Source organism: Ilumatobacter coccineus YM16-304 (assembly GCF_000348785.1).
Taxonomy (GTDB): domain Bacteria; phylum Actinomycetota; class Acidimicrobiia; order Acidimicrobiales; family Ilumatobacteraceae; genus Ilumatobacter_A; species Ilumatobacter_A coccineus.
On record NC_020520.1, the window covers coordinates 38405 to 53440 of the forward strand.

14 protein-coding genes are annotated in these 15036 nt (G+C 68.1%); 11 read left to right on the forward strand and 3 right to left on the reverse strand.

Features of this window, described 5'->3' with window-relative positions; genetic code table 11:
• Positions 1-189 precede the first annotated feature (189 nt).
• Positions 190-3318 (forward strand): S8 family peptidase, encoded by a 3129-nt coding sequence (locus YM304_RS00175; RefSeq protein ID WP_015439598.1) that lies wholly within the window; start codon positions 190-192, stop codon positions 3316-3318.
• Between the two features lie 56 nt (positions 3319-3374).
• Here the strand turns inward: YM304_RS00175 and YM304_RS21570 are convergent, their stop codons facing one another.
• Positions 3375-4001, reverse strand: coding sequence for a hypothetical protein (locus YM304_RS21570; RefSeq protein WP_015439599.1), 627 nt, complete (start codon positions 3999-4001; stop codon positions 3375-3377).
• A gap of 177 nt (positions 4002-4178) precedes the next feature.
• Here YM304_RS21570 and YM304_RS00185 point away from each other — a divergent pair, with 177 nt between their 5' ends.
• The 3 genes from YM304_RS00185 to YM304_RS00195 all read left to right on the forward strand — a co-directional run bounded on the left by YM304_RS00185 (position 4179) and on the right by YM304_RS00195 (position 6551).
• On the forward strand, positions 4179-4958 hold the full coding sequence (locus YM304_RS00185; protein ID WP_015439600.1) for a hypothetical protein: 780 nt from the start codon (positions 4179-4181) through the stop codon (positions 4956-4958).
• A 185-nt stretch (positions 4959-5143) separates the two neighbouring features.
• On the forward strand, positions 5144-5614 hold the full coding sequence (locus YM304_RS00190; protein WP_015439601.1) for a nuclear transport factor 2 family protein: 471 nt from the start codon (positions 5144-5146) through the stop codon (positions 5612-5614).
• A 298-nt stretch (positions 5615-5912) separates the two neighbouring features.
• Positions 5913-6551, forward strand: a complete 639-nt coding sequence (locus YM304_RS00195; RefSeq protein ID WP_015439602.1) for a class I SAM-dependent methyltransferase — start codon at positions 5913-5915, stop codon at positions 6549-6551.
• A 39-nt stretch (positions 6552-6590) separates the two neighbouring features.
• Here the strand turns inward: YM304_RS00195 and YM304_RS00200 are convergent, their stop codons facing one another.
• Positions 6591-7025 (reverse strand): VOC family protein, encoded by a 435-nt coding sequence (locus tag YM304_RS00200; protein ID WP_051071541.1) that lies wholly within the window; start codon positions 7023-7025, stop codon positions 6591-6593.
• Between the two features lie 72 nt (positions 7026-7097).
• Positions 7098-7826: a class II aldolase/adducin family protein gene (locus YM304_RS00205; protein ID WP_015439604.1), complete on the reverse strand. Its 729-nt coding sequence runs from the start codon at positions 7824-7826 to the stop codon at positions 7098-7100.
• Between the two features lie 76 nt (positions 7827-7902).
• Here YM304_RS00205 and YM304_RS21575 point away from each other — a divergent pair, with 76 nt between their 5' ends.
• From YM304_RS21575 to YM304_RS00240, 7 genes are all read left to right on the forward strand, one after another.
• Entirely contained in the window at positions 7903-8952 is a 1050-nt protein-coding gene (locus YM304_RS21575) for a baeRF2 domain-containing protein (protein ID WP_015439605.1), read from the forward strand.
• 49 nt (positions 8953-9001) lie between these two features.
• Complete coding sequence (locus YM304_RS00215; RefSeq protein WP_015439606.1) at positions 9002-9430, forward strand: universal stress protein; 429 nt, start codon at positions 9002-9004, stop codon at positions 9428-9430.
• A gap of 116 nt (positions 9431-9546) precedes the next feature.
• Positions 9547-10251: a GntR family transcriptional regulator gene (locus tag YM304_RS25635; RefSeq protein WP_051071238.1), complete on the forward strand. Its 705-nt coding sequence runs from the start codon at positions 9547-9549 to the stop codon at positions 10249-10251.
• Positions 10252-10415: 164 nt separating this feature from the next.
• Positions 10416-11495 (forward strand): BMP family lipoprotein, encoded by a 1080-nt coding sequence (locus YM304_RS00225; RefSeq protein WP_154723236.1) that lies wholly within the window; start codon positions 10416-10418, stop codon positions 11493-11495.
• 5 nt (positions 11496-11500) lie between these two features.
• Positions 11501-13015, forward strand: coding sequence for an ABC transporter ATP-binding protein (locus YM304_RS24450; protein ID WP_015439609.1), 1515 nt, complete (start codon positions 11501-11503; stop codon positions 13013-13015).
• Complete coding sequence (locus YM304_RS00235) at positions 13012-14085, forward strand: ABC transporter permease (RefSeq protein ID WP_015439610.1); 1074 nt, start codon at positions 13012-13014, stop codon at positions 14083-14085. The genes YM304_RS24450 and YM304_RS00235 overlap by 4 nt, the downstream gene beginning before the upstream one ends.
• Positions 14082-15008 carry an ABC transporter permease gene (locus tag YM304_RS00240; protein WP_015439611.1) on the forward strand — a complete coding sequence of 309 codons (927 nt, stop codon included), beginning with the start codon at positions 14082-14084 and terminating at the stop codon, positions 15006-15008. The genes YM304_RS00235 and YM304_RS00240 overlap by 4 nt, the downstream gene beginning before the upstream one ends.
• Positions 15009-15036: the final 28 nt, after the last annotated feature.

Here is a 15036-nt window from a genome sequence, read left to right on the forward strand (position 1 = left end):
GTCCCGAATACATGTCTCCGAGATCCCCGGAGCGCCGCGTCCGCGTGCGGTCCCGCACGGTGGTCGACCCGCTGCTTCGGGTGAGGCCGTCGCGCAAAACACCAGGTCAGAGCCTCTGGTGTGACGCTGTTCACCGCGATACGTTGACAACAGCAGGCGGCAGCGGGCAGCTGAAGCCAGGAGTATCCAGTGTCATCACTGTCCTCGTCGCCGCTGCCAGCGGCGCGTTCCACCCGATCCGCGCGGGGTCGACGTCACCTGAAACGGCGCGTCGGATTCCTGCTCACCGTCCCCGGGCTCATCGGCCTCACCGGATTCTCCGGATCCGATGCCGCCGCGAAGCAAGCACTCGAACCCGAATCGTCGTACGTGGTGCTGATGGCCGAAGAACCGGTCGTCGCCTACGAAGGTGACGAGCCGGGTCTCGAAGCCACGGCGCTCGACAGCGGCGAGAAACTCGACGACGGCGACCCTGCCGTGCGCGAGTACGTCGACCACCTGGAGGAGGCGCAGCAAGACGTCATCGACGACGCCGACCTCGATGCCGACGATGTCGGCGACAGCTACACCTACGTGCTGAACGGTTTCGAGGCAGACCTCACCGAGTCGGAAGTCGCTCAGATCGAGCGGCGACCCGATGTGGCCAAGGTCGTGCCGAACGAACTGAGCCAACTCCAGACCGACGCCTCCGGAGAGTTCCTCGGCCTCGACGACCGGCGCGGTGCGTGGAAATCGGGCTACGTCGGCGAGGACGTCGTGATCGGAGTGATCGACTCGGGTATCTGGCCCGAGCACGCGTCGTTCGCCGACGACGGGTCGTACGCGCCGCTCGCCGACTACGCGGGTCTGCCGTGCGAGTTCGGCGACACCGCCTACAACCCCGACGACGCCTCGTTCGAGTGCAACGACAAGCTGCTCGGAGCGCGCGACATGCGCCTCGCGTACAAGTCGGTGATCGGACCCGAGACGTTCAACTCGGCGCGTGACTACGACGGCCACGGCACCCACACCGCATCGACCGCGGCCGGTAACGCCGACGTCGACGCGTCGCTGTTCGGTATCGACCGAGGCATCGTCAGCGGCGTCGCCCCACGAGCACGCGTCATCGCGTACTCGGTGTGCGGCAACCTCGGCTGCTTCACGTCGGATCTCGCCGGTGCGATCGACACGGCGGTCGCCGACGGCGTCGATGTCATCAACTACTCGATCGGTGGTGGCGCCTCGCTCACCGATCCGGCCGACATCGCCTTCCTGTTCGCCGCCGACGCCAACGTGTGGGTCGCAACGTCCGCCGGCAACAGCGGCCCTGCACCCGAGACCATGGGCGGCCCCGCCACGGTTCCGTGGATCACCTCGGTCGGCGCCAGCACCCACGACCGGACGTACAACAACGTCGTCCGACTCGGGAACGGACAGCTCGCCACCGGTGCCAGCGTCACGCCGGCGACCGACGGCACCAAGCCCCTGGTCGACGCCGCAGCCCTCGGCAACGAACTGTGCGACCCTGCCGTGCCCTTCACCGGTGACGTGACCGACAAGATCGTCATCTGTCTACGCGGCGTCTTCGCTCGAGTCGACAAGGGGCTCGCCGTCGCCAATGCCGGCGGCGCAGGCATGGTGCTCTACAACCCCAACGACGCGCAGGCGCTGGTCACCGACTCGCACTTCCTGCCGGCGATCCACGTGAACTTCACGACGGGGTCCGCGATCAAGGCCTACGCCGCTGCAGCGGGTGGTGCCGCAACGGCATCGCTCACCGCGGGTCAGGCTCGCCCGACGCAGGGTTCGGTCATGGCCGACTTCTCGTCGCGAGGAGCGAACCCGATCTCGGCCGACATCATCAAACCCGACGTGACCGCACCCGGCGTCAACATCCTCGCCGGCAACACGCCGTTCCCGTCGTCGGGAGCATCGGGTCAACTCTTCCAGTCGATCTCGGGCACGTCGATGTCGAGCCCGCACGTCGCCGGGCTCTATGCGTTGATGCGACAGGCACATCCCGACTGGACGGCCGCTATGGCGAAGTCCGCGCTGATGACCACCGCGCGACAGGACGTGGTCAAGGAAGACGGCACCACCGCTGCCGACCCGTTCGACATGGGAGCCGGTCACGTCGACCCGAGTGGCCGCCCGACGTCGAGGAACTCGATCTTCAACCCGGGTCTCGTCTACGACGCCGGATTGTTCGATTACCTCGCGTTCCTGTGTGGCACCGACGACTCGATCTTCATCGACCCGGCATCGACGTGCGGCCAGCTCGTCGCGGCCGGTGAATCGACGGCAGCGAGCGACCTGAACCTCGCCTCGATCGGCGCCGGAGCAGTGGCGGGTTCCGTCACCGTGACCCGAACCGTCACGTCGGTTGCGGATCGCACGCTCACCTTCCGTCCGACCGTCGAGGACCCACCCGGGTTCGACGTGACGGTGTCGGAGCGAAAGATCCGCTTGGCGCCCGGTGAGTCGGCGACGTTCGACGTGACGATCACCAGCGTCGACGCGCCGGTCGGTGAGTGGGCCTTCGGTTCACTCACGTGGAAGAGCGGCCAGTATCGGGCCCGCAGCCCGATCGCCGTCCGCGCCAGCGCGCTCGACGTCGCCGACTCCGTGTCAGGTTCCGGCACCGACGGTTCCGTCGAGTTCCCGGTCGGGTTCGGATACACCGGTGCCTACACCGCAGCGCCGCACGGACCCGCCGCCGAAGTCGTGCTCGCGGGCACGGTCTCGCAGGATCCTGACCAGACCTTCGATCCGAGTGACCCGGCAGGCACCGTTGCCTTCCCGATCGTCACGTCCGGGTCGGCGTTCCTCCGTATTGCCCTCGGCCTCGACGGGCTCGCCGTGCCGAACCCCGACGTCGACCTCGACCTCTACCTCGTCGATTCGGTCGGCAACGTGGTGGCGAGTTCGACCGCCGGTGGCACCAGCGAACTCATCGAGGCTGTCTTGCCACCGGACGATTCGTGGACGCTGTACGTCCACGGTTGGCAGACCGCTGGTGGCGATGTCGAGTTCGGCGTGTCGACATGGGACGTTCCCGCAACGCCGTCGACGGGTGAGCTGGAGATCACCTCCGCTCCGACCGAGGCGGTCGTCGACACCACCGGCACGATCGTCGCGAGTTGGTCGGGTCTCGACAACGGCGCCTACATCGGGGCGGTGTCGCACTCCGATGGAAGCGGCCTCCTCGGGCTCACGCTCGTGGAGATCGGCGTCGACGACGCTCCGGACCCGGGTGGCGGGGAGGGTGCCGGTGAGGGAGCCGACACCACTCAGTCGGACAAGGTCGACGTCCCGAAGGACACCGGATCGACGACGTGAGCGACCGGCGTGATCTGATCGGTGCTCGCTGATCGGATCGGGCCTCGGGCGACGCCTCAGATGTCGCCCGAGGCCCCGCCGTTCGTCGCGCTCACCGCGTCGAGCGGCTCTTGAGGAACGGCACAGTAGAACGGGTCGCCCCCGTTCCCCGAGTGATAGACGTCGCGGTACTCGCCGGCTTCGAGCACGATCCGAGTGCCGGGGACGAGCGCCATCGTGTAGCTCATGTCTTTGCGCGGGCACCCGATCGACCCATCGCGCCAGGTGACGTCTTGGCTCGACACGACCGTGATCGAGTCGGCGTCGATGCCGCGGCGCTGCGCCATGTCGGCCACGGCGACATCGATCATCGCCGACCCTCGCGGCGCACTCGTCGCCGGCGGGGCCGACGAGGTGGGCGCGGCGCCGGTGTCGCTCGGAACGCTCTCCGCCGGCTCGCTGCCGGTCGGTTCGCTGTTGGCCGGATTTGTGCCGGTCGGTTCGCTGTCGACCGGATCTGTGTCGGTCGGCTCGGTCGACTCCGGATCGGAGTCGGGTGCCGACGTGGTCTGCTCGGCGTTGCCGTCGTCGTCCTCGACAGCGACGTCGTCATCGCCACAGGCGGCAGCCCCGATGACGAGCAACGCAAGGCCGCTGGCGACGCGGCGACGAGTGCCTGACGGGTGCCGTGCGGTGGTGAACATGCTGGATCCACGCTCCTCCGAGCACCTGGGTGCTCATCGACTTCGGCCCGCGTCGCCAACAGTACCGCCCGCCGCCCGAAGCGTGTCGGCGCGGGCAGTCCGACGTCGTGCCGCCCGGCGCCTGCGTCTCGCGGGCTCATGCGACAGCGCGCTCGGATTTCGTTCTAGGGTCGTGATGTGAGTTGGCGTCGGTTGCTTGCGGTCGGAGCGTTGGTGCTCTCGGCATGCAGCGAGACCGCAACCGAAGGACAGGCGGAGGTCTCGGATTCGGAACCCACCTCTACGTCGGTGAGCCTGGCGACCGCGAACGTCGACCAATTCGTTCTCGAACCGCTTCGGCCGGACTTCGACGACCTTCCCCTCGGCCAGTTCGAAGACGGAGCCTGCACGTTCGTCGAACCGCGCGACCTGATCGGCGGAAACCTCATCCTTCGGGGTGACGTGGTCGACGTGAGCGATCGGGGTGAGTACCCCAGCTTCGGAGGCAGCACCGTGGGTCGAGTGGTCGAGTTCGACGTCACCGAGATCCTGTTCGACGAAACCGAGTCCTTCTCGGGCGTCGACCGGTTGCAGATGGTGACGTCCGAAGAGCAGATCGAGGACGGCTATCGCTACGTCGGTATCTCGTTCGTCGCCGACGTCGATGCTGGCGAGAGCAATGTGCTCGCCGTCGCCTACGCCTCCCCAGACCTCACTCTCGACGGTGTGCTGATTCCGCGCCTCGCGCAAGCGATCACCCACAACGGCCGGTCGACGGTCATCCACGGGAACTGCTCGTACGCGAGCCCGATGGTCGACGGCGTCGCCGAGATCCTCGGTGACGAGTCCGGCGTCGCGATGCTGGAACGCATGGTCGACCGTCAGGCTCAGGGTCAGTCGTTGGTCGAGTTCGACCGAGCGCTGGCGCAGTACTACGAGGAACGAGACCAGGCGAACACCAACACATCTCCACCCTGAGCCGTTCTCGTCGGGGCACGGCGCGGGCTCATCGCCCCGGTGGCAGCTGCGGTCGGCCGCACACATACGTTGGACGGCAACGCAGACGGAGGTGTGGTCGTGAGTGACTTGGACATGGTGGACGTGGGTGCCGGCATCGTCGGATCCAGCGCGGCGCGGAGCGCGCACGAAGATGGAGCGTCCCGATGACAGGAGCAGACGACCTCGCACGACGTGTTCAGCGTCTCGAGGATGTGGAGAGCATCTGCGACCTGAAGGCGGCGTATTGCGCTGCTTGCGACGACGATCACAACGGCGAGGCCGTGGCAGCGCTGTTCGTCGACGAAGGCACGTGGGGGACCACGCTGGGCGCTGATTGTCGATCGCCCGCCGAGATCCGTCGCCACTTCGGCCAGATTCGAGCCAGTGGCCGGATGCAGTACTCGACCCACATGGTCACGAACCCGGTCGTCGAGGTGTCGGGAGACAGCGCGGTCGGCTCGTGGAGTTTCGCGATGATGTACACCGACCCGGACGGTCGACGCTTCCGAATCCTGGGCTTCTACCGCGACGAGTTCACACGGACTGACGACGGATGGCGCTTCCGGTCCCTCTGGTCGAGGGTGCAGGACTACGTCCAACTCGATCACGTCGACGATCACAACGTTGCTCCCTGACCCCTGACCCCTGACCGCTCGCAGCGGACGCCCGCGTCGCCCCGGGTGTGAGGCGGCAGCGGCAACTCCGTCGCCAACGGGGACCATGGGCCGCATCGCCGGTCGCACCGCCTCGACCGACTGACCCCCAAACGGCTATTTCTGGCCTGGGCGAAAATCGTCGCGTGGGGGCTGGTTTTGGCCTGGGCAGAAATGGTCGCGGGCGGGTAGCGGCAACGCGCCGGTCGCACTGCCTCGACCGGGTTGACCAACTCATGGCGTCGCGCATCGTGGGCCTGGCGGGTGAGAGAGTGGTCGGGTGACGGACGAGGTTCGCGATGCCTACGACGCCAGAGCCGCCGACTACACGGCCTTCGTCGTCGGCGCCCTCGATCGAGTGCCGGGCGACAAGGAGTCGCTCGCCGTGTTCGCCGAGCGCGTGGACTGCGACGGTTGCGTCGTCGCCGATCTCGGATGCGGGCCTGGGTACGTCGTCGATCACCTGCGCGGCCTCGGCGTGCAGGCGGTCGGCTACGACATTTCCGCCGCACTTATTGCCGAGGCTCGCCGAGCCGTTCCCGACGCCGACTTCCACGTCGGCGATCTCGGAGCGCTCGACGTCGCCGACGCGTCACTGGGCGGCATCGTCGCTCGGTACTCGCTCATCCACACGTTGCCGTCGATGCTCGGCGGGATCTTCGACGAGTGGATGCGGGCGTTGGAACCGGGCGCTCCGGTGCTCGTGTCGTTCTTCGCGTCGTCGTCGCCCGAAGCGCACGGCACACCGTTCGACCACGCTGTCGTGACCGCGTACGAACTGTGCCCGGCGTCCGTTGCACGACAACTCGGAGACGCGGGATTCATCGACGTCGACGTCCTCGTCCGCGACCCGCGAGACGGCGAACGACCGCTCCAGCACGCGACGATTCACGCCGCCAAGTCGGTCGGGCCGGCCTGACCTTGCGGCCCGTGCCTGCGAACAGGCCGGGTGGTCAGCTCAGAAGAACTGGTCGATGAGGATCGAGTTGCCGTCGGGATCGACGAGGGTCATCGACGCCGGCCCGTCGGTGGAGTCGGCGTCGACGCGCTGGGCGATCGGCGTGTTCGAATCATCGAGTTGCTGCTGGATCTCGCGAACGTCGGTGAACGATTCGAGGCGTTCCATCCGATTGGTGAGCCCCGGGTTGAACGTGAGGATGTTGCCGGCGAACATGCCGTGGAACAGGCCGATCGTCGTTTCGCCGTTCTTGAGGATCAGGTAGTCGTGGTCGGCATCGCCGCCGGTGACGACGAAGCCGAGTTGCTCGTAGAAGGCGCGTGACCGGTCGAGGTCGGCAACCGACAACGACATCGAGAATGCCCCGAGTTCGAGTTCGCCCGGCAACGAGGCGTCGGCGGATGGAATCGTCGGCAGGTCGAAGTCGTCGCTCATCACTCGGAAACTACTCGGCGTTGTGGGAGGGGCTTGTCGGGCGGAGGGCGGTCGGGCCGGCTCGCTCGGGGGTCAGGCGGGGCGTTCGAGGACGCGCAACTGTGCGGCGAAGTGGAGTTCGGCCGACTCGACGCGGATCTCCTGAAGCTGCATCGTGGTGTCGGTGAGCACCGGCTCGGGGATGATCTTCAACGGCAGACCGGTCGACTGCGCGAGCACCTGCTGTCGACACGCTCGCTCCAAGTAGTAGAGGTCGTCGAAGACCACCGCCACCGACTCGCCGCCGATGGTGACGCCGTGATTGTCGAGGAACATCACGTCGACCGACGGGTCGTTGCGCTGCGCGACGGCGAGGCGTTCGCCTTCGGTGCGGTCGAGCGCGATCCCGCGGAACGCGACGTGCGTCATCCGACGGTGGAACCGCACGGCGGTCTGGTGGGCCATCTCGAGCCGTCCACCGTCGAGCATTGTCAACGCCGTGGCGTACGGCATGTGCACGTGCATGATCACCCGGTGCCGCGGATTCGCGCGGTGACCGGCGACGTGGATGTGCAGCGCGGTGTCTTCGACGACGCCATCTCCTTCGACGACGTTCCCCTCGCCGTCGATCAGCAGGAGGTCGTCGGGGCCGATCTCCGACCAGTGCATGCCGAGCGGATTGATGAGGAATCGCTCACCGTCGGCGCTGTCGGGGTCAGCAACCGCAGAGAAGTGGTTGCAGATCCCCTCGGAGAATCCGTAGCGATCGGCGAGGCGAAGCGAACCCGACAGTTCGCGGCGAAGTTGGTCGTTGGCGGCCATGAGATCAGGGTGCCACGAGCGAGGCCGTTCGCCGCCGCGGTGTTTGAGCCACGCCGGTCTCGGGGAGTCTCACTGTATGGAAACCATCAACTTCGACTCGACCACATTGCTCGATCTGAAGGACTTCGTCGACGGTACGACCGGCCCCTACCTGTCGATCATTCTCCCCGCTCGAAGCGATGTGACCCATCCCAGCAGCGATCTCGCCGACGCGTGGGAACGCGTTCGCAGCGACCACGCTGATCGTTGGCCGGCCAGCGCCTTGGAGCAGGTCGACCGCATGCTCGGCGAAGCAGGACACGCCGGCGGCGAGTCGATCGCACTCATCGTGCCGACCGAAGGCAAACCCCACGTCGAGCACCTGGCGGGCGGACCCGACGAGCCCCGCGTGCTCGAAGGTCCGCTCCCTGCTCTCGCCCCGATCATCGAGCACCGCCAGCGCACCATCGCTCACATCGTCGTGGAGTGCGACAAGGCGGGCGCCGACATCACCGGGTTCGACGGTGGCGCAACGATCGCGACCGAAAGCGTCGACGGCGACGAGGAACACATCCACCGCGGTCACCCGGGCGGTTGGTCGCAACGCCGATTCCAGCAGCGAGCAGAGAACACGTGGGAGTCGAACATCAGCGACGTGGCCGACGCGACCGAACGGGTCGCCGAACAGATCGATGCGAAGCTCATCGCCGTCGCTGGACCGACCCGCGCGCAGTCGATGCTCGTGACCGAACTCGGCAAGCGATCGCGCGGTGACATCACCGTCGGCCTCGAAGCAGGCAACACCGACGGCATCGCCGACGAAGTCGTCACGCTCACCGACGACGTCCACGCCCGATCGATCACTCAGATCAGCGGCGAGTTCCGCGAGCGATCGGCACGTGACGCCGCGACGACCGGCACCCACAACGTCATGGAAGCCCTCGCCGCCGGCCGAGTCGAGACACTCCTCGTCACCGACGACTGGTCCGACGACTCGACCCTGCGACACGAGATCGACGGACTCCCCGAATCGCCACGAGCGCTCGACGCCGCGATCGTCGCCACGCTCGACAGCGGCGGCGCCGTGGTCGTCGTGCCGCACCTGGCCTCGCTCGACGACTCCCTCGGCGCGCTGCTGCGCTGGTGAGCGCGCTGGTGACTGGCCACGTAGATCGAGATCATCGGAGGATGACGTCATGAAACTGCTCATCGGAGTGGACGATTCCCAGGAGTCACGGCATGCGATCGACGTCGCGTTCGAGTTCTTCGGCACCGACGCCGACTACACCGTGATGAGCATCGGTGAGACACGTCCCGTGTTCAGCACGGGATTCGCCGGCGGCACGTTCGCGTCGGCGGTCGACCTGACCGAGAGCTTCGACGCAGCACACCAGGCCGCACTCGAACTGGCTCGCGACGCCGCAGCGTCGTTGCCGGTCGACGCCGAGGTCAACGCGCACGTCGGCCATCCCGGCGTGGAGTTGTGCGAGGCCGCCGCCGAGCTCGAGGCCGCCGCCGTCGTCATCGGCTCCCACGACAAGAACGCGTGGGAACGGCTGCTGCACCCGTCGATCGGCCGTTACTTGGTCGACAACGCACCCTGCCCGGTGATCGTCGTCCGCTGATCACGGCCCCGTGCGGCGCAACGCGACGCGCCAGTGGCACCCACACCTCTCCGCATCGGAGTCCGTGTTGGAGCTGTTCACAGTCGCGAAACATCCTGGTGGTGCACAATGTCGGGGTGATCTCCGATGACGGCGACCTGGTCGACCGCCTCCGCCGTTTGCTCAGCGAGACGGTGAGCGGCGACAGGACCTTGCCGGGAGAGCCGTCTCTCGCAGCGGCATTGGGCGCCAGCCGCCCCTCGGTGCGCGAGGCGATGACGCGCCTCGAAGCCGAGGGTCTGGTCAGTCGTCGGCGCGGCCAGGGCACCACGGTGAACCGAGACGCGCATCGGCTCGCCGCCCGCTTCGATCAACAGGTCGAGTTCGCCGACGTGATCGCTGCGTCCGGCCGAACCCCGGCGGTCGAGTTGCTCGAAGCATCCGCAACGTCGATGGCGGCCGACACGGCGACGATGCTCGGCGCCGACGAAGGAGATCGCTGCTTCCGAACCGTCAAGCGGTGGACCGCCGACGGGTGCCCGGTGATGGTGGCGATCGACGAGTTCGCACTCGGTGACACGGCTGCCGAGACGATCGACGTCGACCAGTCGTTGTTCGTCAACGTGGCGGCGGTCTCGGGTCATGAAGCCGAGTGGGAGATCGCCCAACCGTCGGCGATGATCGCTCAGGGTGACATCGCTCGATGGGCCGAGACCGACGGAGCGCTGCTCACGCTCGACCTGCTGGGCGTGTCGCGCGACGGAGACCGCCTCTACCGGGCACGGGAGTACCACGTGCCGGGAGCGGTCGATTTCGGATTCGTGCGAACGTTCGGCGCTTGATCGCCGTCTCCGGCGGTCGGACAGCAGCCGCGGTGAGGCCCGCTCGGATCTGTTGATGCAGCCGTAACACTTCTCGAACTTGTCTGACATTTCGGCTGGGCACGCTGTTGGCCGTCGAGCAACCGCTCGGCGCAGCCGATCCAAGCGGGGTTCTCGTGTTCCGAATGAAGTACTTGCCCATGGCCCTCGCGGCCGTCGTCGCCGTATCGGCCTGTGGCTCCGATGAGGCTGCCGAGCCGGCCGAGGTCGCCGAGACCGCCGCAACCGTGGCCGCCGACGAACCGGCTGACGAACCCGCTGACGACGCTGCGACCGACGACCTGAGCGTCGCGCTCCTCGTCGGCGGTCCACGCGACGACGGTGGGTTCTACCAGGCGATGGTCGACGGCCTCGAAGACGCCGCCGACGCCGACGGAGCCATGGAGGTCACGGTCATCGAGAACATCGCCGAGGGTGGCGACGCCGGTCTCGAAGCCGCCGTGCAGAACGCCGCCGACTCCGGTGACTACGACCTCATCGTCGCCCACGGCTTCGATCTCGTACCCGGCGTCGCGCGCTACGCGCCCGACTACCCCGACCAGGCGTTCGTCACGTCGTTGCCCGTCGAAGGCGCCGACAACGTCGCCGTCTACCTCACCGCTTTCGAGGAGACCGGGTACAACGCCGGTTTCCTCGCCGCCCAAGGCAAGTTGCTCAGCGGTAGCGACGGTGCGGTCGGATTCCTCGGTGGCCCCGGACTGCCGTTCGAAGAGCAGGCCCTGTTCGGCTTCGAACAAGCGGTCGAGCAGTACGCGCCCGGTACCGAAGTGGTGTCGGTGTTCACCGGAACCTTCGAGGACCCGCAACTCGCACAGGAGACCGCGACGCAGATGTTCCAGCAGGGCGTCGTGTCGCTGTGGAACCAGCAGGCCGCCGGACAGTCGGGCGTCTACCAGGCGTGCGCCGCGACCGAGGGCGTCGTGTGCTTCGGCAACGGCATCTACTCCGAAGCCGTGTCGCCCGACGTGGTGCTGGCGTCGACCACGAGCGACTACGGCAAGTTGGTACCGCTCTGGACCGAACGGCTGCGTGCCGGAGAATGGTCGCCGGCGATCGACATCCTCGACCTGACCAACGACGGAACGTCGGTCACCGACGCCACCGCCGCCGGCCTCGAAGCGCTCCCCGACCTCCAAGCAGCGATCGACGACTACCGCGCCGGTGCCGCCGACCTGGTGGTCGAGACGATGCCCACCGAGGGCTGAGCAGCGTGTCGGGGTCGATCGACGAACCGCACTCGACCACACCGGTACCACTGCTCGACGTCGTCGGGGTCACCCATGACTACGGCACGCTTCGAGCGCTCGACGACGTGTCGCTCGACGTGGCGCCCGGCGAGGTGCACGCACTGGTCGGTGAGAACGGTGCGGGAAAATCGACACTGGTCAAGGTCGTCGCCGGCCTGCTCGACCCGACGGCCGGCTCCGTGTCGGCCGACGGGCGAGCCGTGCCGCTGGGTCGCACGGCCGAGTCGGTCGCCGCCGGCATCGGCGTCGTGCACCAGCACTTCAGTCTGATCGAGAGCCTGACGGCCACCGAGAACTTCCTGCTCGGTCGACCCGGATCGCCGAAGGTGCTGCCGCTGTCGACCGCCCGGCGAGAGATCGCGGAGTTCGGTGAACGCGTCGGTCTCGACGTCGACCCCGACGCGCTCGTGGCCGACCTCTCGATCGGTCAGCGACAACGCCTCGAGATCCTCACCGCACTCGGCTGGGGAGCTCGGATGGTGCTCCTCGACGAGCCGTCGGCGGTGCTGTCGCCCACCGAAGCGGATGCGCTGCTCGACGACCTCAAGCGCCTGTGCGCACAGGGCTACGGCTTCCTGCTGATCACCCACAAACTGCGTGAGGTCGAGGAGTTCGCCGACCGCGTGACGGTCCTGCGCGGTGGTCGTGTCGTCGGCCGACACTCCGGGCGGGTCGATCGCGACACGCTCGTCGAAGAGATGGTGGGAGCCGAAGGTCGTCGACCAGAGGCCCCTGCACCGCGGGATCCCGGTCCGCTCCGGGTCGAGGTCCGCGGCGTTGCGAGTGGTCGCCTCGCCGACGTCGACCTCGACCTGTTCGGCGGCATCGTCGTCGGAGTCGCCGGTGTCGTCGGATCGGGTCAAGCCGACTTGGCCGACGTGCTCGCCGGAGCGCGCGCTCCCGACACGGGCACCGTGCGTCTCGACGGCACCCAGATCTCGGGTGACCCCGTTGCGGCGTGGAGCAACGGTGTCGCCGTCATTCCGGAAGACCGCGAGCGAGACGCGCTGGCCCTCGAGCTCCCGGTGTGGTGCAACTCGATCGCGAAGCAGCACGGCGCCATCGGGCCGTGGCACCGCGTCGACCGCTCGAAGGTGTCCGAAATCTGTGACCGCGTGATCGATCGGTTGCGCGTGAAGCCGGCCCGACACGACATCGCCGCCGGAGGACTGTCGGGCGGCAACCAGCAACGCCTGGTGATCGGGCGCGAACTCGATCGCCAACCGTCGCTCGTCGTCGCATCCGAACCGACTCGCGGCCTCGACCCACCGAGCGCGCTCGCCGTGATCGACGGATTGCGTTCGGCCGCCGCTGCCGGCGCAGTGGTCGTCGTGGTCGCGAGCGACCTCGACGAACTGCTCGAACTCGCCGATCGCCTGATCGTCGTCTGTGCGGGGCGCATCACGATGGACACCGACGCAGCGACGCCGACCCGTCAGGAGATCGGTCGAGCGATGGTGGCGGTGACGGCGGCATGACCGCGGTGGTGGCCGAGTCGGCCGACGCCGTCGAGATCGCGGCCGGCGGTTCGTCGTGGACCTGGCGCGCCTCACGTGCGGTCGCGGTCGCCGTGGGGATCACCGCGGCGGTTCTGCTTCTCGTCTGGCTCGTCACCGGTGTCGACCCGGCGACGACGCTCACTCAGTTCGTCGAGGGCTCCGTCGGCGACAGCCGAGCCATCGCTCGCACCCTCGTCCGCGCGACGCCGCTCGCGCTCGTCGGGCTCGGGGCGACGGTTGCGATCCGCGGCGGGGTCATCAACGTCGGCGGCGAGGGCCAGATGGCCATCGGTGCCATCGGTGCCGTCCTCGCCGTGCAGGCACTCGGGTCGGGTGCGCCCGGCCTCCTGATCTGGATCGCCGCGATCGTGGCCGGCGCGCTCGGCGGCGCCGCTTGGGCGATCGTCCCCGCCGCGCTCGCGGCGACCCGCGGCGTCTCCGAGATCCTCTCCACGCTGTTGATGAACCTCATCACGGTCAGCCTCCTCCTCTATCTGTTGGAGTTGCCGCTCTTCGCCGACCCGAACCCCAACGTCATCACACCCCAGGGCAAGCCGATCCCCGACGCCGCCGTGCTCCCCACGATCTGGCCCGACACGGCGCTCCATGCCGGGGTCCTCGTGGCGATCGCCGCCATGGCGGGATGCTGGTGGTGGCAACGCTCACCAGGATCGGTTCGTGTCGATCTCGTCGGCGCCAACCCGAACCTCGCCGCGCAGAGCGGCCTGCGCCCGCGCCGAGCACGCACCCGTCTGTTGCTCGTGTCGGCAGCGTTCGCCGGCGTCGCTGCTGCGGTGCAACTGCTCGGTGTCAGCCTGCGCGTCACCACCGGTCTCACGGGAGGGATCGGCTACACCGGTGTGCTGGTCGCGGTGCTCGGCGGGCGAACGCCCGTGGGCACCGTGGCTGCTGCCGTCGCCTTCGCAGCGTTGGTCGGAGGCGGGGAGTCGCTGGAGTTCGAAGGCGTACCTCGCTCGATCGTGGTGCTGGTCCAAGCGGTCGCCGTGATCGTCGTGGCGCTCGGTGCGGCCCGCCGGAGAGCGCGATGAACGGCTCGGCGATCTGGACACTCGACTTCTGGGAAGCGGTGTTCTCGACAGGAATCCGACTCGCCGTTCCGCTCGCGCTCGCCGCGCTGGGCGAGTTGATCGGAGAGCGCGCCGGCGTGCTCAACCTCGGCGTCGGCGGCACGATGGCCGTCGGTGCATTTGCCGGCGTGGTCGGTGCCGACACCTTCGGGGTCACCGTCGGCCTGCTCGTCGGCGCCGTCGCCGGCGCGCTGTTCGGTGCGCTGTTTGCGCTGCTGGTGGTGATGCGTGGCGCGAACGAGATCGTCGTCGGCTTCGGCTTCGCCCTGGGCGGGCTCGCGCTGCCGAGCTTCCTGTACCGAGGCGTCTACGACACCCGCCCGTCGATCACCCCGCATCAAGCGGTCGACATCCCACTGCTCTCCGACCTTCCCGTTGCCGGCCCGATCCTGTTCACGCAACCGCTGCTCGTCTGGCTGATGCCGCTCGTCGCCGGTGCGATCGCGTTCGTGATGACACGCACGAGCGCCGGCCTCGCCGTGCGCGCCGTCGGCGACGGCCCGGAAGCGGCCCGCGCCAAGGGCATCCCGGTTGATCGGACCCGCACGCTGGCGCTGTCGGCTGCCGGATCGCTCGCCGGTCTCGGCGGCGCGGTGCTGTCGGTCGGACTCGTCGGCGAGTACTCCGACGAGATCATCGGCGGCCGCGGATTCGTGGCACTCGCCCTCGTCATCGCGGCCAGCTGGCGGCCGTGGCTGCTCGTCGTGTTGTGCCTCGCCGTCGGCTCGCTCCAAGGCTTCCAACTCCGGGCCCAATCGCTCGACATCGGCGTGCCGGTCGAGCTCTTCCAGGCCCTCCCGTTCGTCGTGACCTTGATCGTGCTCGCCTTCGGCGTCGGGGCCGCACGCGCTCCCCGAGCCTTGGGTCGACTCACCCGAGCGTGACCGTCTCACGCCACCCACACCGAATCGC